The following is an 18,372-nucleotide window of genomic DNA, read 5'->3' as shown; positions in this document are numbered from 1 at the left end:
GATGCCCATGACCTTCAGGCCCTCGCCCTCGGCCTTCTTGGCGGACGGGCTGCCCTCCGCGCAGGGCCACGACGACGTTCTTGGCACCACTGTCGCGCAGGTTCAGGGCGTGGGCATGGCCTTGGCTGCCATAGCCCAGGATCGCGACCTTGGCGTCCTTGATCAGGTTCACGTCGCAATCGCGGTCATAGTAAACGCGCATGGGGAAGTCCTTTCGATTTGCTGACACAGTTCTAGCCCGTAGACCGGATTCGAACCTCCGCATTCGATCAACGATTCATGCGTCTTGTGAAAAGATCATGCCCATGATAATGCCATTTTCATGACTTTCATGCCTGACCCCACCGATCGCCGCATCCTGCGCCAGCTTCTGGCCGATCCCGCCGCCGCCAATGCGACGCTGGCCGAACGCGCCGGCGTCACCGCGGCCAGCCTGTGGCGACGGATGGAGCGTATGCGCGAGGCCGGCGTCCTGCGCGGCGTGCAGGCCCGCATCGACTGGCGCGCGATGGGCTGGGCGGTCGAGGTCAGCCTGCGCTTCACGCTGGACAAGACCAACCCGCGCGCCTTCGACGAGTTCGTCGCCGCCCTGCGCCAGGTCCCCGAGGTGATCGAGATCCAGTCCTTCCTGGGTAGCGTCGACTGGCGCGCCTCGGTCATCGCCCGCGACATGGCGCATTGGCAGCAGGTCTATCGCGACCGCATCCTGACCCTGCCGCATATCGCCGAACTGGACGCGCTGATGCTGGTCGCGACCATCAAAGACAGTGAGGATCTGGCCCTGTGACCGACCTGGACGCGACCGATCTGGCCATCCTGCGGGCGCTGGCACGCGACGCGACCACCAGCGCCGCCGATATCGGGCGCGCGGTCGGCATCGGCCAGCCTGCCGCATGGCGGCGCATCCGGCGGCTGACGGATCAGGGCGTGATCGCCGGCCGGCGCGTGGTGCTGGACCCGGCCGCGCTCGGCTTTGGCGTGACCGTGTTCCTGGGGATCAAGCTGGCCGCCAAGGGCCGCACCGGGCTTGAGGATTTCGAACGCGCCGTCACCGCCATCCCCGAGGTGCAGCTGGTCCAGCACGTCCTGGGCCAGTTCGACTACCGGCTGCGAATCACCGCCCGCGACATCAGCGATTTCGAACGCATCCTGCGCCGACGCATCATGACCCTGCCCGGCGTGGGCCAGGTCGAGGCGAACGTGATGCTGTCCGAGGAACGCCGCCCCGGTCCCTTGGGCTGAGGGAACATCGGCGTGGGTCCCCTGTTGGGGGCAGGCACTTCTTGTGAAAGGCCATGCCATGACCCATGCCCGCTTCCTGGCGACCATCGCCGCCTCGACCGTTGCGATGTTCGCGATGATGTATCTGAACACCTGGAATCTGTCGCATGTCCGGTTCAGTCAGACCCGCGCCTGGATGGGCCCTGTATATGGGGGGCGGGATGGCCATCGTGATGCTGGTCGCGATGTGGGGGATGTTCACGAACCGCCGCGCCACTGTCGCGTTCCTGGCCGGGGCGGCCGTCGTCCTTGGCCTGGGCGTCGCGATGGTGCGCAGTCAGGCGACGGTGGACCAAGTGTCCTGGATGAAGGCGATGATCCCGCATCACTCCATCGCCATCCTGACCAGCACCCGGGCAAAGATCACCGATCCCCGTGTCCGCGCGCTGGCCGATGGCATCATCGAGACGCAGCGCCGCGAGATCGCCAAGATGGAGGCGCTGATCGGCGAATTGGAGGGCGCCAGGTGACCGGCGCCCCGCCACTTACTCCGGGATCACCCGGACGGCGCCCTTTGCCGCGCTGGTGGTCATCGCCGCATAGGCGCGCAGGGCCGTGGTGATCTTGCGCTTGCGCGGCTTGGCGGGCTTCCAGCCTTCCGCATCGCGGGTGGCGCGGCGGGCGGCCAGGGTCGCGTCGTCGACCACCAACTCGATCTTGCGGTTCGGGATGTCGATGCGGATCAGGTCGCCCTGCTCGACCAGCCCGATCGTGCCACCCTCGGCCGCCTCGGGAGAGACGTGGCCGATCGACAGCCCCGAAGACCCGCCCGAGAACCGCCCATCGGTCACCAACGCGCATTCCTTGCCCAGGCCCTTGGATTTCAGATAGCTGGTCGGATACAGCATCTCCTGCATCCCCGGCCCGCCCCGCGGTCCTTCATAACGGATCAGCACGACCTCTCCGGCCTTGACCTTGCCGGTCAGGATGGCGCTGACGCTGTCGTCCTGGCTTTCAAAGATATGCGCGGGCCCCTCGAAGGTCAGGTTCGAATCGTCCACCCCCGCCGTCTTCACGATGCAGCCGTCCTCGGCCAGGTTGCCGTACAGCACCGCCAGCCCGCCATCGCGCGAGAACGCGTGCTCCGACGACCGGATCACGCCCTTCTCGCGGTCCAGGTCCACGTCGTCATAGCGGTTCGCCTGAGAGAACGCGGTCTGCGTCGGCACCCCGCCCGGCGCCGCGCGGAAGAAATCGTGCACCGACGCCGCGGTCGTGCGCGACACGTCCCACCGGTCCAGCGCCTGCGCCAGCGTGCCGGAATGGACGCTGCCCACCGAGGTGTCCAGCAGCCCGGCGCGGTCCAGCTGGCCCAGGATGGCCATGATGCCGCCGGCGCGATGGACGTCCTCCATGTGCACGTCCGATTTCGCGGGCGCGACCTTGCACAGCACCGGCACCTTGCGCGACAGGCGGTCGATGTCGGACATGGTGAAATCGATCTCGGCCTCGTGCGCCGCGGCCAGCAGGTGCAGGACGGTGTTGGTCGACCCGCCCATCGCGATGTCCAGCGTCATCGCATTCTCGAAGGCGGCAAAGCTGGCCACGTTGCGGGGCAGGACGCTGAAGTCGTCACCCTCGTAATGGCGCTTGGCCAGGTCGACGATCAGGTGGCCCGCCTCGACGAACAGCCGCTTGCGGTCGGCGTGAGTCGCCAGGGTCGATCCGTTGCCCGGCAGGGACAGGCCCAAGGCCTCGGTCAGGCAGTTCATCGAATTGGCCGTGAACATCCCCGAACAGGACCCGCAGGTCGGGCAGGCCGACCGTTCGATCGCCTGCACATCCTCGTCGCTGACCGAATCATCGGCCGCCGCGACCATGGCATCGACCAGGTCCAGCGCCTTGACGCGACCGTCCTGCAGCACGACCTTGCCGGCCTCCATCGGCCCGCCCGACACGAAGACGGTGGGGATGTTCAGGCGCAGCGACGCCATCAGCATGCCCGGCGTGATCTTGTCGCAGTTGCTGATGCACACCATCGCGTCGGCGCAATGCGCATTGACCATGTATTCCACCGAATCGGCAATGACCTCGCGCGAGGGCAGCGAGTACAGCATGCCGTCATGGCCCATGGCGATGCCGTCATCGACCGCGATGGTGTTGAATTCCTTGGCGATGCCGCCGGCCGCCTCGACCTCGCGGGCGACCAGCTGGCCCAGGTCCTTCAGGTGGACATGGCCGGGCACGAACTGGGTGAAGCTGTTGACGATGGCGATGATCGGCTTGCCGAAATCGCTGTCCTTCACGCCTGTCGCGCGCCACAGGCCCCGTGCGCCGGCCATGTTGCGGCCATGGGTGGTGGTGCGGGAACGATAGGCGGGCATGGCGGATCTCCTTTGGCTGGCATTGCGTCTATCACCCCTCGGCGCGGAAGGAAATTACCCCCGACGCGGGAATTTCGCGGTTTTCTGTCGGCAGGGCGCGACGCGGCGGGGGGTCCGGGGGGCGCAGCGCCCCCGGCCGTCGCGGGACGCAAGCGCGCCCCGTCCTGGGGCCTGTCAGGAGGCCAGCTTCATCGTGACGATGCCTGCGACGATCATCCCTGCCGCCGCCATGCGCATCGCGGTGACGGGCTCTGCCAGAAACACCACGCCCACGACAAAGCTGCCCACCGCGCCGATGCCCGTCCAGACCATGTAGGCCGTCCCCAGGGGCAGCGACCGCATCGCCGTCGCCAGCAGCCAGAACGACGCGACCATGCCGACGACCATCACGATGGTGGGGATGGGGCGCGTGAAGCCGGCCGAATATTTCATCGCCGTCGCCCAGACGATTTCCAGAAGACCGGCCGTGAACAGAAGAAGCCATGGCATGGCTGAACCCTCCGAATGATCCGGGCCGTCCCGGAAGTGTCAGCCCGTCAGGGGGAGGTCGTCCTCTGCCGCCCCATCTAGGTCGCCTGATTCCCCCGGTCAAGACGCCGGATCTCGGCGCGATCCCGCCCCGTCCCCGTCAAAACGTCGCGCATTCTCCGCATGGCCTTCCCAACCCGACCCATGCGGCCCATATTGGATGTCAGGAGAAGGAGTGTCCCATGCCGCTGACCCATTTCCTCGCGTTGATCGCCGTGACGATCCTGGCCGCCGCGGTGACGCTGTGGGCGGGTCTGTCGGCGGGCGTTCCCCCGATCGCCTTCCTGCTGCTGGCGCTCAGCGGTGCGGTGCTGGTGCATCTGAACAACCGCGACCGCCACGATCACGACGGCTGATCGCTCAGCTGTCCAGTTCGGCGTCCCAGTACAGGAAATCCATCCAGCTGTCGTGCAGATGGTTCGGCGGAAAGCGCCGCCCGATCGCATGCATCTCGTCCGCCGACGGTCGGCGCGCGGGCTTGCGCAGCTGCATGCCGGAATGGCGCAGGCTGCGGTTGGCCTTCTTCAGGTTGCAGGGCGAACAGGCTGCGACCACGTTCTCCCAGCTGGTGATCCCGCCCCGCGACCGCGGCACGACATGATCGAAGGTCAGGTCGCCCTTGGCCCCGCAATACTGGCAGCAGAATTCGTCCCGCAGAAAAAGATTGAAGCGCGTGAATGCCACGCGCTTCTGGGGTCGGACGAAATCCTTCAGCACCACCACCGAGGGGATGCGGAACGCCTGTCGCTGGCTTCGCACCTCGTGGTCGTATTCGGCGATGATGGTCACCCTGTCCAGGAACACCGCCTTGATCGCCTCCTGCCACGGCCACAGCGACAACGGGTAATAGGACAGCGGCCGGTAATCGGCATTCAGGACCAGCGCCGGAAAATGGCGCAGGTTGGCCGGCTCGCGCACGAACTGCGTTCGGAAATCGGAATGAAGATGGTCGTCCAGCATAGCGCCTTCCCGTCTGCCCCGTGGGGTTGACCGGGGCGCCCGTCAGATCCGTTGCGTCGACTATATCTGGCGGCGGTGATCTGGCAAGCCCCCGCATCTATTCCCGACGGACCATCCCATAGACGCCCAGGATGACAGCAGCGTGACGACCCCGCGATCAGTCGGGCAGATGCTCCTTCAGAAAGGCCAGCGCGACCGACAACCCGTCCGGAGAGATGCCGTGCCCGGTCCCCTGCATCACGTGGCCATAGACGGTGAATCCCGCCTCCTGCAGGGTCTGGCCGGCCAGGGACATGTCGTCGAAGGGCACCACCTCGTCCTGGTCGCCATGGATCAGCAGGACCGGCGGCTTGACCCGCGCCTCCTCCGCCAGGACCTCGGGGGTCAGCAGGCGGCCCGAAAATCCGACGACCCCCGCCACGGCCACGTCACGGCGCGGGGCCACGTGCAGCGCCATCATCGTGCCTTGGGAAAAGCCCACCAGCACCATCCGGTCGGGGGTCAGCTCTTCGGCGGCCAGCACGGTGTCCAGGAATTCGTTCAGCGCGGTCACCGACTGGCCCATGCTGATGCGGGCATCGACTTCGGACGATCCGTCCAGCCAGGGAATCGGGAACCACTGGAACCCCATCGGATTGTTGCGCGACGGCTCGGGCGCGTCGGGCGCATAGAAGGCCGTCGTGGGCAGATGCGGCGCCAGCGGCTCGGACAGGCCCAGAAGGTCTGTCCCGTCGGCGCCATAGCCGTGCAGGAAGACGACGACCGATCCGGCCTTCTCGGGGCCCCGGCGGGCGGATTGCAGCGGTTCGGTCATAATATTCCCTCGCGTCCTTTGGCCAAGCGGTAATAGGCCCAGAGCCCCCGCGCCGCAACCGCGCGCCACGGCGCCCAAGGCTCGGCCAGCGCACGCAATGCTGCGGGGCCAGGGCGTTCGGACAAGCCGTACATGCCGCGCGCCGCCTCCTGCAGTGCCAGGTCGCCCGCCGCGAAGACGTCCCTGCGGCCCAGCGCGAACTTCAGATAGATCTCGGCCGTCCAGACCCCGATGCCCGGCAGGGCCACCAGCCGGGTCATGGCCTCCTCATCAGGCAGATCGCGCAGGCCCTGCCAGTCCAGCCCCGCCGCGGCGATCCCCCTCAGATAGCGCGCCTTGGGACGCGACAGCCCCGCAGCACGCAAGCTGTCGTCATCGGCCTCGCGCAGGGTCGCCTCCCGGTCCAGCCCCACGGCCTGCAGCCGCCCCCAGATCGCCGCCGCCGCCGCGACCGAGACCTGCTGGCCCACGATGGCCTGCGCCATCGCCGCGAACCCGTCCGGCTGGCGGCGCAAGGGCAGCGGCCCGAGCTGGGGCAGCACCCGCGCCCAGACCGGGCAGACGGCCGCCAGATGCGCGGCCCCTTCGTCGATGTCGGCCTGGGTCAGGATCAGGCGCGGCTCAGCCACCCGCCTGCGCCTCCAGCTTCAGCCGCGTCTCCCACGCCATCGAGATATGCTGGCGCAGCGCACGATCCGCCGCCGCCCCGTCCCCTGCCGCGATCGCCTCGACGATGCGGGCATGTTCGGCCAGCGCGGTCTCGCCCCGCCCCTCGGCGGCCAGCGACGTCCGCGCCATCAGCGCCATGGTCCGGTGCACCAGGTCCAGCTGCTGCACCAGATAGCGGTTGTGCGATGCCAGGTGGATCTGCCGGTGGAAGCGTTTGTTGGCCCGCGCCAGCGCCTCGGGGTCGCCCTTGGTGCGGCGGTCCTCCTCGACCATCTGGGCCAGCACGCGCACCTCCTCGGGCATCGCGTGGCGGGCAGCCAGGCGGGCGGCCAGCGCCTCCAGCTCGGCCCGCACGGTATAGAGCTCGGCCAGCTGGTTGTGGTCCAGCGATGCCACGATCAGGCTGCGCCCGTCGCGCACCAGCATGGCCTGGGTCTCAAGCCGCTGCAGCGCCTCGCGCACGGGGGTGCGGCTGACGCCGAACCGCTCGGCCAGCTCGGATTCGACCAGCCGGTCGCCGGGGCGGTATGTGCCGCCCTCGATGGCGGTCAGGATCAGGGAATAGGCGTCTTTCATCCGCGAACGATTGGCCCGCGCGCGCCGAATTGCAAGCGGCCAGCGCGCAAGCTATGCCTCTGCCATGGATTTTTCGCATGTCACCGCCTGGATCTTCGATCTGGACAACACCCTCTACCCGCCCGAGGCGCAGCTTTTCGCGCAGATCGAGGTGCGGATGACCGCCTGGATGATGCGCGCGCTGGACGTGCCGCAGGATCATGCGAACCGCCTGCGCGCGGATTACTGGCGGCTGCACGGCACCACGCTGGCCGGGCTGATGGCCGAACATCAGGTCGATCCCGCGGCCTATCTGGCCGACGTGCACGACATCGACTTTTCGGTGCTGACCCCCGACCCGGACCTGGCCGCGGCCATCGCGGCCCTGCCGGGGCGGCGGATCATCCACACCAATGGCGACGCGGGTTATGCCCGCCGCGTGCTGGCCGCCCGCGCCCTGCCCGAGGACCTGTTCGACGCCGTCTATGGCATCGAACAGGCGGGCTTTCACCCCAAGCCCGACCCGCGCGCCTATGCGCCGATCCTGGCCGCGTCCGGCATCGACCCCAAGCGGGCCGCGTTCTTCGAGGATGACCCGCGCAACCTGATCGTCCCGCACGACCTGGGGATGCGCACCGTGCTGGTGGGCGACGGTCGCCACGGGCCCGACGCGCTGACCGGGGGGGTCGGCCCGCATGTCCAGCACCGCACCCATGACCTGACCGGCTTTCTGCGCGCGCTGGTCTGACTGCGACAGCGCCGCCCCTTTCCCCCGCCCGCGCGGCGGGGCAGTCTGACCTGGAACCGAAGGGGCCTGCCATGACCGACACGCGCATCGACGACATCGACATCCTGATCTCGGGCGGCGGACTGGCCGGGCTGATCGCCGCCTGCGCCTTCGGGGCCGAGGGGTTCTCGGTCCTCTGCGTCGATCCCGCCCCCCCGGTGACCGAGGAGGACGCGGCAGGGGCCGACCTGCGCTCGACCGCCTTCCTGATGCCCTCCGTCGCGCTCTTCGAACGCATCGGGCTGTGGGAACACCTCGCCCCCCATGCGACCGCGTTGCAGGTCATGCGCATCGTCGATGCCGGGGGCGCCACCGCCACGCCGCGCCTGACCCGCGACTTCGACGCGGCCGAGATCGGCGACCAGCCCTTTGGCTGGAACCTGCCCAACTGGCTGATGCGGCGCGAGCTGATGGCCCGCACCCGCGCCCTGCCCTCGGTCCGGGTGATCCACGGCACCGGCACGGCGACGGTCCTGCCCCGATCCGAAGGTGCGGTCGTGACCCTGACCGACGGCCGCCGCCTGCGCGCCCGCCTGCTGATCGGCGCGGACGGCCGCGATTCCGCGGTCCGGGGCGCCCTGGGCATCGGCACGCGCACCTGGCGCTATGGGCAAAAGGCGCTGGCCTTTGCCGTGACGCATGAACAGCCCCACCACAACGTCTCGACCGAGGTGCACCGCTCCGGCGGGCCCTTCACGCTGGTCCCCCTGCCCGACCGCGACGGACAGCCTGGTTCGGCCGTGGTCTGGATGGACGACGCCGCCGCCATCGACGCGCTGCTGGCCCTGCCCGCCCCAGGCTTCGAAGCCGCGCTGAACGACCGCTCCGCCGGGGTGCTGGGCCACCTGCGCCAGGCGACCCCCCTGACCGCCTGGCCGATCGTCAGCCAGATCGCCGACCGCTTCGCCGGCCCCCGCACCGCGCTGATCGCCGAGGCCGCGCATGTCCTGCCCCCCATCGGCGCGCAGGGCCTGAACATGAGCCTGGCCGACCTCTCGGCGCTGCTGGAGCTCAGCCGCGCCGACCCGGGCAGCGCCGACAGCCTTGCCCGCTACAACCGAACGCGCCGCCCGGACGCCTATGCACGCATCCTGGCCATCGACGCCCTGAATCGCGCCAGCCAAGCGCAGCTGCGCCCGCTGCGCGACCTGCGCGCCGCGGCTCTGGGCGGGTTGTACGGAATCGCACCCGTGCGCCGGATGATGATGCGGGCCGGCCTGGGTCTCAGCTAAGACACCGGCACCGCGCGACACCGGGGGGTGCGGGGGGCTGGCCCCCCGCCGTCGCGGGACGCACTCAGATCAGGCCCGCATGCTCCAGCGCCGCGTCGATCAGATGGAGAGTCGGTTCGGTCAGCGGCGTCAGCGGCAGGCGCACCCGCTCGTGGCACAGGCCCAGGCGCGACATCGCGTATTTCGCGCCCACCAGCCCCGGCTCGACGAAGATCGCCAGATGCAGCGGCATCAGCCGGTCCTGGATCTCCAGCGCCGCCGCGTAATCGCCGCGCAGCGTGGCCTCCTGGAACTGCGCGCACAGGTGCGGGGCGACGTTCGCGGTCACGCTGATGCAGCCCACCCCGCCATGCGCGTTGAAGCCCAGGGCCGTCGCATCCTCTCCGGACAGCTGGATGAAATCCGCCCCGCAGGTCATGCGCTGGCAGCTGACGCGCTCCAGCTTGCCGGTCGCGTCCTTGACCCCGATGATCGACGGGATCTTCGCCAGGACGCCCATCGTCTCGGGCATCATGTCGACGACCGACCGCCCGGGGATGTTGTAGATGATGATCGGCAGATTGCAGGCCTCGGTCAGCGCGGTGTAATGCGCGATCAGCCCCGCCTGCGTCGGCTTGTTGTAATAGGGCGTGACGACCAGACCCGCATCCGCGCCCACGCTGGCCGCGTGCTGCAGCAGGCCGATGCCCTCGCGCGTGGAATTCGACCCGGCGCCCGCGATGACCGGGATGCGACCGTTCACCGCACGCACCACCTCCTCGATGACGGTGCGATGCTCGTCATGGGTCAGGGTGGGACTTTCGCCGGTGGTGCCCACGGGCACGATGGCGTGGCTGCCCTGCTCGATATGCCATTCGACCAGCTTCTTCAGCGTGTCCAGATCCAGCTCGCCGTCCGGGGTGAACGGCGTGACCAGGGCTGGCATCGACCCTTTGAACATGACACGCTCCATGATGATCCTTGGTGAAAGCAGGCAATTGCGCGGCCATCCCTAACCAAGGGCCGCGAACTTGCCAAGGTTGTGAATTGCACGCGGGGCGTTTGACGGTGACACAGGGTGGTGATGCGACTTCTGCGTGACATGACGATGGCGGGCCTTCTGGCCCTGTCCCTGGCCCTGCCCGCACGGGCCGAGGATCCGGGCGCGATGGCGCTGGCCCTGGCCGCGACCCAGGTCCAGGACTGGGTGACCGCACGCGACGCCGCCCGCGCCGCAGGCCCCCTGGGAGAGGCGCTAATCGGCTGGCACGCCCTGCGCGCAGGCCACGGCGATTTCGCCGATTACGCGGGCTTTCTGCGCAACCATCCCGACTGGCCCGGCCTCGACCTGCTGATCCAGCGCGGAGAGGCGCGGCTGCGCCCTGGCGCCGATCCCGACGACATCCGCCTGTGGTTCGACGGCCGCAGCCCCACCACGCGCGCCGGCCTGAACGCGCTGACCGCGATCCTGCCCGACGCCGATGCCGCCCGGACCCGCCAGGCCTTCTTCACCACGCAACCCCTGCCGGCCGAGGACGAGGCCGCCCTGCTGGCCGCCTTTCCCGAACTGCTGCCGCGGATCCCCGCGCGCATCACCGCGATGCTGGATGCGGGGGAATGGGCACAGGCCGAACGCCTGCTGTCCCGCCTGCCCGAGGCCGACCGCCCCCTGCCCCGCGCCCGGATCGCCGTGCAGGCGGGCCGTGCCGGCGTCGACGACCTGATCCTGGCGCTGCCTGCCGACCTGCGCGCCGATCCGGGCCTGGCGATGGACCGCTTCGACTGGCGCGTGGGCGCAAAGCAGCATGAGGGCGCCCAGGCCCTGCTGCTGGTATCCTCGACCAGCGCGGAGGCGCTGCGCGTTCCGGCGCGATGGGCGTCGATGCGGGTGGATTACACGCGGCTGGCCATGCGGAACGGCGACTGGGACCGCGCGCTGCGCCTGGCCACGCCGCATTTCCTGACGCCCGACAACCGCCATTACGCCGATCTGGAGTGGCTGGCGGGCTTTGCCGCGCTGAAGACCGGCGATGCGGCCCGCGCGCTGACGCATTTCGACCATCTGGAAACCGTCGTCGGCGCCGCGATCAGCAAGTCGCGCGCCTTCTACTGGCAGGGTCGCGCGCATGAGGCCTTGGGCGACGATGCCGCCGCACGCGGGGCTTTTGGCGCCGCAGCCGACCTGCCCGGCACCTATTACGGTCAGCTGGCGATGGAGAAGGTCGGCCGCACCCTGCCCGCCGATTACGCCGTGGCCGACGCGGCCATCGACACCCTGCCCGACTGGCGCGGCAGCGCGCTGCGCGAGAATCCGATCTTTCGCGCAGGCCTGTGGCTGGTCGCCAGCGGACGGCGCGACGACGCGCAGCGCTTTCTGCTGCACCTGGCGGAAACCGCGGCCCCCGACGACATCGCCCGCATGTCGCGCCTGATGTACGAGGCCGGGACCCCCTGGCACGGGCTGCGCCTGGCCAAGCAGTCGGCGAACCAGGGCGTGATCTGGCCCGTCGCGCATTTCCCCCTGACCGGGCTGGAGCGCGAGGATCTGGGCCCGCCGGCGGAACTGGTCATGGCCATCGCGCGCCAGGAATCCGAATTCAATCACACCGCCTCCAGCCCGGTCGGCGCGCAGGGGCTGATGCAGGTGATGCCCGGCACCGCCGAACAGGTCACGCGCCAGATCGGCATGCCCTATGACCTGGCGCGCCTGTCCAGCGATGCCAGCTACAACGCGCGGATCGGGTCGCAATACCTGATCGACCTGGCCGACCGGTTCGGCCCGTCCGTGGCGCTGATCGCGGCGGGCTACAATGCCGGGCCGGGGCGGTCCGCGCGTTGGCTGAACGATTTCGGCGACCTGCGCCGCGATGCCGATCCCGTGGACTGGGTCGAGCTGATCCCCTTCGACGAGACGCGCAATTACGTCATGCGCGTGGCCGAGGCGCTGCCGATCTATCGTGCGCGCATCCATGGCACGCCCGCGCCGGTCGTCACCCGGTGGGACCTGTCGGGCGGCGGTGCGGTGCCGCCCCCGCCGGCGCGGCTGACGCTGGCCCTGTCGGCCAAGCCGCGGCCCAAACCCTTCATCGGTCCGCGCCTGCCCGAAGGCTGGTTCAGCGCGACCGCATCCGCTGTCGCCACAGAGTGAACAGGCTGGCCGCGACGACGATCGCGGCCCCGATCACGACGTTGGCGCGCAGCGACTCGTTGAACAGGACCACCCCCAGGATGCTGACCCAGACCAGCTGCGTATAGCCGAAGGGCTGCAGGGCCGACGCCTCGGCCAGCTCATAGCTGCGGATCATAAGGTAATGCGAGGTCATGCCGCAGACGCACAGGCAGGCCATCCAGACCCAGTCCATCGGCGCCAGCCACTGCCAGTCCCAGATGCCCACCAGCGTCATGGCCACCGCCCCTGACACCCCGGTCCAGAAAAAGCTGACCATCGCCGGATCGTCGCGCGACACATGCCGCGTCAGCAGGCCGTACAGCGCGAACATCAGCGCGGCCGCAAAGGGCAGCAGCGCCGCCATGCTGATGACCCCGCCGCCGGGGTTCAGGATCACGATGATCCCGGCAAAGCCCACCGCAATGGCGGTCCAGCGCCGCCAGCCGACCGCCTCGCCCAGGACCGGCCCGGACAGGGCCGCGACCAGCAGCGGATAGACGGAAAAGACCGCATGGGTCTCGATCAGGCCCAGACGGACGAAGGCCTCGACCATGATCAGCACCTCCAGCGCCAGGATCACGCCGCGGGCGATCTGGGTCAGGGGGCGTTTCGTGCGGATGGCGCGTTTCAACCCGCCCGGCTGGCGCGCGACCAACGCGATCACGAACAGCGCAAAGACCCAGTACCGGATCATCACGATCAGCACCGGCGGATAGCCCCCGCCCAGGATGCGAGAGAACACGTCCTGGAAGGCGAAGATCAGGCTGACCGCGCACATCATGGCGATGGCAAGACCGGTGCGGTCGCGCATGGGGGCCTGCCCCTGCGGCGGAACCGGTGGCGGCGCCGCGACGGCGGCGGATGCGGCATAGGGCTGGGTCGGTCGGTCGTCGGACATAAGCGGGCGCCTTCAGGGTTGTCCCCTGTTGCGCCCGCCATTCCGCAAGGTCAAGCGAGGGTCAGGGTTGCACGGTCTGCAACCCTGACCTGTTGCAGCCTAGTCGCGGGCGCGGATGATCTTGGCGAAGGGGTCCAGCAGGGTGGGGTTCGCCGCGATGAGGCGACCCGATTCCAGCGGATCGTCGCCCTCGCGGATGCCGTGGACGAAGCCGCCGGCCTCGCGCACCATCAGGATGCCCGCGGCCACGTCCCAGGATTTCGTGCCGCGTTCCCAATAGCCGTCGAATCGGCCGCCGGCGACATAGGCGAGGTTCAGCGCCGCGGACCCGAAACCGCGCACGCCCGCACAGACGGGCATCAGCTGGGCCAGATCCTGGATCATCGCGGGCAGCGGGCCGGTCCCGGCATGCGGGATCCCGGTCGAGAACACCGATTCGGACAGCTTGGTGCGGCCCGACACGCGCAGGCGCTGATCGTTCATATAGGCGCCGGTGCCCTTTTCGGCCACGAACATCTCGTCCTTGGCGGCGTCGAAGATGACCGCGGCGACGATCTCCTTCTTGTGCTCCAGCGCGATGGAGACGGCCCAGTGCGGCAGGCCGTGCAGAAAGTTCGTCGTTCCGTCCAGCGGGTCCACGATCCAGCGGCGGGTGGGGTCGTCGCCCTCGGTCTTGCCGGTCTCCTCGCCCAGCCAGCCATAGCTGGGGCGGGCGGTCGTCAGCTCTTCCTTGATCAGGCGTTCGGCCTCGCGGTCGGCGCGGGTGACGAAATCGCCGGCGCCCTTGACGCTGACCTGAAGGTTCTCGACCTCGCGGAAATCCTTGACGAGGGCGCGACCCGCCTTGCGGGCGGCCTTGATCATCACGTTCAGATTGGCGCTTGCCATCGGGTGCTCCGGGAATTGGGGTTGGCCGCGTCATAGGGCAGACGCGGCGGAATGCCAAGCATCACGCGCCGGCCTAGCTGGACGGGCCGCGCAGCATCCGCAGGGGTTCGGTGCGCGACAGGCGCAGCACATGCGCCATGTAGGGCTGCGACAGGTCGTCCGACCGCACCGCCGCGTACAGACGGCGGCGGATCCCCTGCGGCCCCAGCGGCAGCAGCACCAGTTCCGGGTTCGCAGCCTCGCGCCGCAGGACCCAGTCCGGCATGACCGCGACGCCCCGCCCCGATGCCACCAGCATCAGCGCCACCGCGGTCAGTTCGACCGTGCGCTGGCGCGCGGGTTCGATGTTCGCGGGCGTCAGGAACTGGCTGAACACGTCCAGCCGTGCGCGGTCCATCGGATAGGTGATCAGCGTTTCGGCGGCCAGATCGGCGGGATCGGCATGGCCCTTGGCCGCCAGCGGATGTCCCGCCGGCACGACCAGGGTCGGCGCATAGTCGAACAGCGGCTGAAAGGTGACGCCCGCCAGATCCTCGGGGTCCGAGGAGATCACCAGGTCCACCTCCTCGCGCACCAGCGCGGGCAGCGCGCCAAAGGCCAGGCGCTGGCGGATGTCCACGTCCACGTCGGGCCAGGCGCGGCGAAAGATGTCCAAGACCGGCAGCAGCCAGTCAAAGCAGGCGTGGCATTCCATCGCGATGTGCAGCCGGCCGATGCGCCCGGCCTCGACGCCCTTGAACTCTGCCTCGGTCGCCTCGACCAGGGGCAGGACCTGTTCGGCTAGGCGCAGCAGGCGCATGCCCGCGGCAGACAGGCGCATGGGCTTGGCGCGACGCACGAACAACTGGGCACCCGACTGCTCCTCCAGCGCCTTGACCTGGTGGGACAGCGCGCTCTGCGTGATGTTCAGCACCTCGGCGGCGCGGGCCAGGCCGCCCTGTTCGTGGATCGCATGCACGGTGCGCAGATGGCGCAGTTCCAGATGCATGATGAAACGCCCTCACGTTGATGTTGAAGATTATGAATTTGTCTCACGCCGCGCCTCATGGCACAAGAGCCGCCAACACGAAGGGATTCGCCATGACCACGCCGAACGTCAGCTTTGAGTTCTTCCCGCCCAAGACGCTGGAAGCCTCGTTCAAGCTGTGGGAGACCGCCAAGGTGCTGGCCCCGCTGGCCCCCGATTTCGTGTCGGTCACCTATGGCGCCGGCGGCACGACCCGCAAGCTGACCCATGAGGCCGTGACCACGATCAACCGCCAATTCGGGTTGCACGTCGCGGCGCATCTTACCTGCGTCGAGGCCACCCGCGCCGAGACGATGGAGATCGTGCAGTCCTATGCCGATGCCGGAATCACCCAGATCGTGGCGCTGCGCGGCGATGCGCCCAAGGGGGCCGACCGCTTCACCCCGCATGACGACGGTTTCGCCAACTCGGTCGAACTGATCGAGGCGATCGCCGCGCGCGGCGACATGACCATCCGCTGCGGCGCCTATCCCGAACCGCACCCGGACAGCGCCGATGGCGATGCCGACGTGACCTGGCTGAAGCGCAAGATCGAGGCCGGTGCCACCAGCGCCATCACGCAGTTCTTCTTCGAACCTGAAACCTTTTTCCGCTTTCGCGACAAATGCGTCGCGGCCGGCATCGACGCGCCGATCATCCCCGGCCTGTTGCCGGTCCAAAGCTGGGCCGGGACCAAGCGGTTCGCCGCGACCTGCAACACCACCGTCCCGGACTGGGCCGAGGAGGCGTTCCAGCTTGCGGCCCTGGACGGCCCCGACGCACAGCGTGCGCTTGCGACCGACCTGTCGGTAGACCTGTGCGAAAAGCTGATCGCGGGCGGCGTGGACCAGCTGCATTTCTATACGCTGAACCGTCCCGAACTGACCCGCGACGTCTGCGCCGCCCTGGGCGTGCGCCCCAAGGCCGGGCTGGAGGCCGTGGCCTGACCACCCCTTAGGCGGGATCGACGGGCGGACGGCGCCAGCGCGCGGCGATGGTGGCGGGCGATCTGCGACGCGGCAGGCGATGCGCGGCCAGGTGTCCGGTCAGGCGGGCCGGGCCGGCAACGGGTCTTGGCACCGTCGGATGCAGCGCCTCGGTCATGTAGCGGCCGGCAAGGCGGGGCGTGCGCGCCAGGAACGCCTTGCCCCAATTGCGCCACGACCCGATCGACGGCGCCGCGGCATCTCCCGGAAACAGCCCCCGCCATCCGGGCGGCAACGGCAGGCCGACCTGTTCGGCCCGGTCCAGCATCCAGACCAGCGGGATGTTCGCCAGGGGCCGCGACATCTCGAACCCGGACAGCTGTCCGCCGATGTCGGGATGCGCGCCGCGAAACCACATCTGTTCGATCCGGCCCGCCGCATGGGCATCGTCCCACAGCAGCGGCGCAAAGGCGGCGCGGGTCTCATCCAGGGCCAGGGCCTGGAACCCGTGCTCGATCCCCTGCCCCAGATGCGCGTCGTGAAAACGGAACCGCGGCTCCGTCAGCATCCACAGCACCGGCAGGCGCAGGCCCAGGGCCATCACGGTGTCGAAACAGCCGACCATGCGGATCGGTGCCTGCGCGTGACAGCGCCTGCGCCGGAACGCGGCCATCGCCTGCGGCGTGCCCCCCTGGTGGTAATAGCGCCAGGCCAGCCGGATGTGGCGTTCGGTCGCCGCCTGCGCCTGCAGCAGGCCCACGCGGCTGATCATCCCCGCCAGGCTGCGGATCGCGAAGGCCCCGCGGGAATAACCCAGCATGAAGATCCGGTCGCCGGGGCGATAGCCGCTGGCCAGCCAGCCATAGGCATCGGTGATGCGGGTTTCCAGGATGCGGCCCATGACTAGGTCGGGCAGCGTGCGCCAGCGGGTCCATTGCTGTCCCATGCCGTAATGGACACGGATGCGTCCGGGCGGCAGGGCGCCCAGCTGGCCCGTCAGCAGGCGGTGGATGCGGCCGATGGAACTGCGCCTGCCATCGGCCAGCGACGCGAAGGTGCCGTCCATCAGCACGACATGGATGGTGGGTGGTCTGGTCACGCTCATGCCCCCAAGCGTAGCATGGGGGCATGAGCAAACCGTTACGACAGCCGCATCACGGTCGCGTTGGTCATCGCGCCGAAACCGTTGAATCGCGTGTTCGTGACCGTGGAATAGGCGCCCGCGCCGTGGAAGATCACGAAATCGCCTTCCTGGATCGTGTCGGGCAGGGCCAGTTCACCCGGCAGGCGGTCGACCGAATCGCAGGTCGGGCCAAAGATGACGCGGCCTCCGGCCTCGCCCTCGCGCGGTGTGCCCTTGGGGGTCAGGACCTCGATGCGGTCGATGTTGCCGATGATCGGCAGCTCGGCCAGGCCGCCATAGACGCCGTCGTTCAGGAATACGTGGCCGCCGTCGCGCACGCCCTTGACCCGGGTGATCAGCGCATAGGCATCAGCCACGATGCCGCGTCCCGGTTCGCAGACCAGGTCGGGCGCGTCGGCGCCGAACATCTCGGTCACGGTGTCGGCGATCTCCTGGAAGATCGAGGTCAGGTCGGGCTCGACGCCCACGACGCGGTGCGAGGGGAAACCGCCGCCCACGTTCAGGCGCACCGCGCGCACGCCAGCCATGTCGCAGATGTCCTTGGACACGCGGATATAGCTTTCCCATGCGATCGGGTCGGTGCATTGCGTGCCCGGATGGAAGGTCAGCGACGGGACGTATCCACGGCGCGCGACCTCTGCCAGCAGCTCGGCCGCCAGTTCGGGCGATGCACCGAACTTGGAGCCGAAGTCATAGGCCGCGCCCAGCACCGGCAGCTTGAAGCGGGGCGATATCTCGACCCCCTTGCCATCGACCTGGGTCGGCACCTGATCGAACAGCTTGTCCAGTTCGGACCGGCTGTCCACGGACCAGGCGCGGATGTTCTGGGACACGCCGTGCGCGATCTCGGACCGGGCGCGGACGGGATTGTGGTAATGGCGCGCGGCATGCGGCGCCATGCGGCCGATCAGGTCGATCTCGAAGGGCGAGGCCACGTCGAAACCGCGGATGCCAGCGGCGACAAGGTTCTGGATCACGGCCTCGTCGGGGTTGGACTTGACCGCATAGGTCACCAGCCCCGGAAAGCCGTCGATGAATTGCCGCGCACGGTCCTGCAAGACTGTCGGCGCGAAGACCATGACCGGATGTTCCGGGGCCAGATGTCGGATGACCTCGGCCGGATTTTCCCAGACGGTCTTCTGTTGTCCCATTGCGGTTCCTTTCGCACGAGGCTGGATGATGGGTTGCGGTCCTGCAACCCGGAATGGCGCT

The 18,372-nt window shown here is 68.8% G+C and carries 20 protein-coding genes and 1 pseudogene; 8 read left to right on the top strand and 13 right to left on the bottom strand.

Going from position 1 to position 18,372, the window contains the following annotated elements:
• A pseudogene (locus F1642_RS11185) lies at positions 1 to 202 on the bottom strand (NAD(P)-binding domain-containing protein); the annotation flags it as partial.
• A gap of 129 nt (positions 203 to 331) precedes the next feature.
• Between F1642_RS11185 and F1642_RS11180 the strand changes: the two are divergent.
• The 3 genes from F1642_RS11180 to F1642_RS11170 all read left to right on the top strand — a co-directional run bounded on the left by F1642_RS11180 (position 332) and on the right by F1642_RS11170 (position 1,751).
• Entirely contained in the window at positions 332 to 787 is a 456-nt protein-coding gene (locus F1642_RS11180; RefSeq protein ID WP_045981117.1) for an Lrp/AsnC family transcriptional regulator, read from the top strand.
• Entirely contained in the window at positions 784 to 1,242 is a 459-nt protein-coding gene (locus F1642_RS11175; protein WP_045981100.1) for an Lrp/AsnC family transcriptional regulator, read from the top strand. Before F1642_RS11180 ends, F1642_RS11175 begins: the two co-directional genes overlap by 4 nt.
• A 200-nt stretch (positions 1,243 to 1,442) precedes the next feature.
• A complete protein-coding gene (locus F1642_RS11170; RefSeq protein ID WP_255522367.1) occupies positions 1,443 to 1,751 on the top strand; it encodes a DUF305 domain-containing protein in 309 nt (102 codons plus the stop codon).
• A 15-nt stretch (positions 1,752 to 1,766) separates the two neighbouring features.
• Here the strand turns inward: F1642_RS11170 and ilvD are convergent, their stop codons facing one another.
• Together ilvD and F1642_RS11160 are read right to left on the bottom strand one after the other, a co-directional pair.
• On the bottom strand, positions 1,767 to 3,605 hold the full coding sequence (gene ilvD, locus F1642_RS11165) for a dihydroxy-acid dehydratase (protein ID WP_139598516.1): 1,839 nt from the start codon (positions 3,603 to 3,605) through the stop codon (positions 1,767 to 1,769).
• A gap of 174 nt (positions 3,606 to 3,779) precedes the next feature.
• Positions 3,780 to 4,094: a multidrug efflux SMR transporter gene (locus F1642_RS11160; RefSeq protein ID WP_194886238.1), complete on the bottom strand. Its 315-nt coding sequence runs from the start codon at positions 4,092 to 4,094 to the stop codon at positions 3,780 to 3,782.
• Between the two features lie 221 nt (positions 4,095 to 4,315).
• Between F1642_RS11160 and F1642_RS11155 the strand changes: the two genes are divergently transcribed.
• Positions 4,316 to 4,489, top strand: coding sequence for a hypothetical protein (locus F1642_RS11155; protein WP_164871395.1), 174 nt, complete (start codon positions 4,316 to 4,318; stop codon positions 4,487 to 4,489).
• A 4-nt stretch (positions 4,490 to 4,493) separates the two neighbouring features.
• On the opposite strand, the gene F1642_RS11150 is transcribed toward F1642_RS11155, so the two are convergent.
• The 4 genes from F1642_RS11150 to F1642_RS11135 all read right to left on the bottom strand — a co-directional run bounded on the left by F1642_RS11150 (position 4,494) and on the right by F1642_RS11135 (position 7,152).
• Positions 4,494 to 5,093 (bottom strand): HNH endonuclease, encoded by a 600-nt coding sequence (locus F1642_RS11150; RefSeq protein WP_045981097.1) that lies wholly within the window; start codon positions 5,091 to 5,093, stop codon positions 4,494 to 4,496.
• Between the two features lie 157 nt (positions 5,094 to 5,250).
• A complete protein-coding gene (locus F1642_RS11145) occupies positions 5,251 to 5,907 on the bottom strand; it encodes an alpha/beta hydrolase (RefSeq protein ID WP_045981096.1) in 657 nt (218 codons plus the stop codon).
• Complete coding sequence (locus tag F1642_RS11140; protein WP_194886237.1) at positions 5,904 to 6,536, bottom strand: DNA-3-methyladenine glycosylase 2 family protein; 633 nt, start codon at positions 6,534 to 6,536, stop codon at positions 5,904 to 5,906. The genes F1642_RS11145 and F1642_RS11140 overlap by 4 nt, the downstream gene beginning before the upstream one ends.
• Positions 6,529 to 7,152: a GntR family transcriptional regulator gene (locus F1642_RS11135; RefSeq protein WP_194886236.1), complete on the bottom strand. Its 624-nt coding sequence runs from the start codon at positions 7,150 to 7,152 to the stop codon at positions 6,529 to 6,531. Before F1642_RS11135 ends, F1642_RS11140 begins: the two co-directional genes overlap by 8 nt.
• Before the next feature lie 64 nt (positions 7,153 to 7,216).
• Between F1642_RS11135 and F1642_RS11130 the strand changes: the two genes are divergently transcribed.
• Positions 7,217 to 7,879 carry a pyrimidine 5'-nucleotidase gene (locus tag F1642_RS11130; protein ID WP_194886235.1) on the top strand — a complete coding sequence of 221 codons (663 nt, stop codon included), beginning with the start codon at positions 7,217 to 7,219 and terminating at the stop codon, positions 7,877 to 7,879.
• 71 nt (positions 7,880 to 7,950) lie between these two features.
• Entirely contained in the window at positions 7,951 to 9,150 is a 1,200-nt protein-coding gene (locus tag F1642_RS11125; protein ID WP_194886234.1) for a UbiH/UbiF family hydroxylase, read from the top strand.
• 64 nt (positions 9,151 to 9,214) lie between these two features.
• Here F1642_RS11125 and dapA read toward each other — a convergent pair whose 3' ends face one another.
• On the bottom strand, positions 9,215 to 10,090 hold the full coding sequence (gene dapA / locus F1642_RS11120) for a 4-hydroxy-tetrahydrodipicolinate synthase (protein ID WP_194886233.1): 876 nt from the start codon (positions 10,088 to 10,090) through the stop codon (positions 9,215 to 9,217).
• A gap of 123 nt (positions 10,091 to 10,213) precedes the next feature.
• On the opposite strand from dapA, the gene F1642_RS11115 reads away from it, so the two are divergent.
• Positions 10,214 to 12,277 carry a lytic transglycosylase domain-containing protein gene (locus tag F1642_RS11115; protein WP_194886232.1) on the top strand — a complete coding sequence of 688 codons (2,064 nt, stop codon included), beginning with the start codon at positions 10,214 to 10,216 and terminating at the stop codon, positions 12,275 to 12,277.
• On the opposite strand, the gene F1642_RS11110 is transcribed toward F1642_RS11115, so the two are convergent.
• The 3 genes from F1642_RS11110 to F1642_RS11100 all read right to left on the bottom strand — a co-directional run bounded on the left by F1642_RS11110 (position 12,243) and on the right by F1642_RS11100 (position 15,072).
• A complete protein-coding gene (locus F1642_RS11110) occupies positions 12,243 to 13,196 on the bottom strand; it encodes a DMT family transporter (protein WP_084697205.1) in 954 nt (317 codons plus the stop codon). The genes F1642_RS11115 and F1642_RS11110 overlap by 35 nt on opposite strands.
• Positions 13,197 to 13,295: 99 nt before the next feature.
• On the bottom strand, positions 13,296 to 14,084 hold the full coding sequence (locus F1642_RS11105) for an inositol monophosphatase family protein (RefSeq protein WP_194886231.1): 789 nt from the start codon (positions 14,082 to 14,084) through the stop codon (positions 13,296 to 13,298).
• Positions 14,085 to 14,157: 73 nt separating this feature from the next.
• Positions 14,158 to 15,072, bottom strand: a complete 915-nt coding sequence (locus F1642_RS11100) for a LysR family transcriptional regulator (RefSeq protein WP_045981090.1) — start codon at positions 15,070 to 15,072, stop codon at positions 14,158 to 14,160.
• A gap of 92 nt (positions 15,073 to 15,164) precedes the next feature.
• Here F1642_RS11100 and metF point away from each other — a divergent pair, with 92 nt between their 5' ends.
• Entirely contained in the window at positions 15,165 to 16,037 is an 873-nt protein-coding gene (gene metF / locus F1642_RS11095; RefSeq protein WP_194886230.1) for a methylenetetrahydrofolate reductase [NAD(P)H], read from the top strand.
• 7 nt (positions 16,038 to 16,044) lie between these two features.
• Here metF and F1642_RS11090 read toward each other — a convergent pair whose 3' ends face one another.
• A complete protein-coding gene (locus tag F1642_RS11090; RefSeq protein ID WP_194886229.1) occupies positions 16,045 to 17,121 on the bottom strand; it encodes a DUF2235 domain-containing protein in 1,077 nt (358 codons plus the stop codon).
• A gap of 35 nt (positions 17,122 to 17,156) precedes the next feature.
• Entirely contained in the window at positions 17,157 to 18,311 is a 1,155-nt protein-coding gene (locus F1642_RS11085) for a type III PLP-dependent enzyme (RefSeq protein ID WP_045981088.1), read from the bottom strand.
• Positions 18,312 to 18,372 lie beyond the last annotated feature (61 nt).

Source organism: Paracoccus sp. NBH48 (assembly GCF_015390265.1).
Lineage (GTDB): Bacteria > Pseudomonadota > Alphaproteobacteria > Rhodobacterales > Rhodobacteraceae > Paracoccus > Paracoccus marcusii.
Note: the sequence above shows the minus strand (reverse complement) of the source record. Positions and strands in the feature narration are given on the sequence as shown.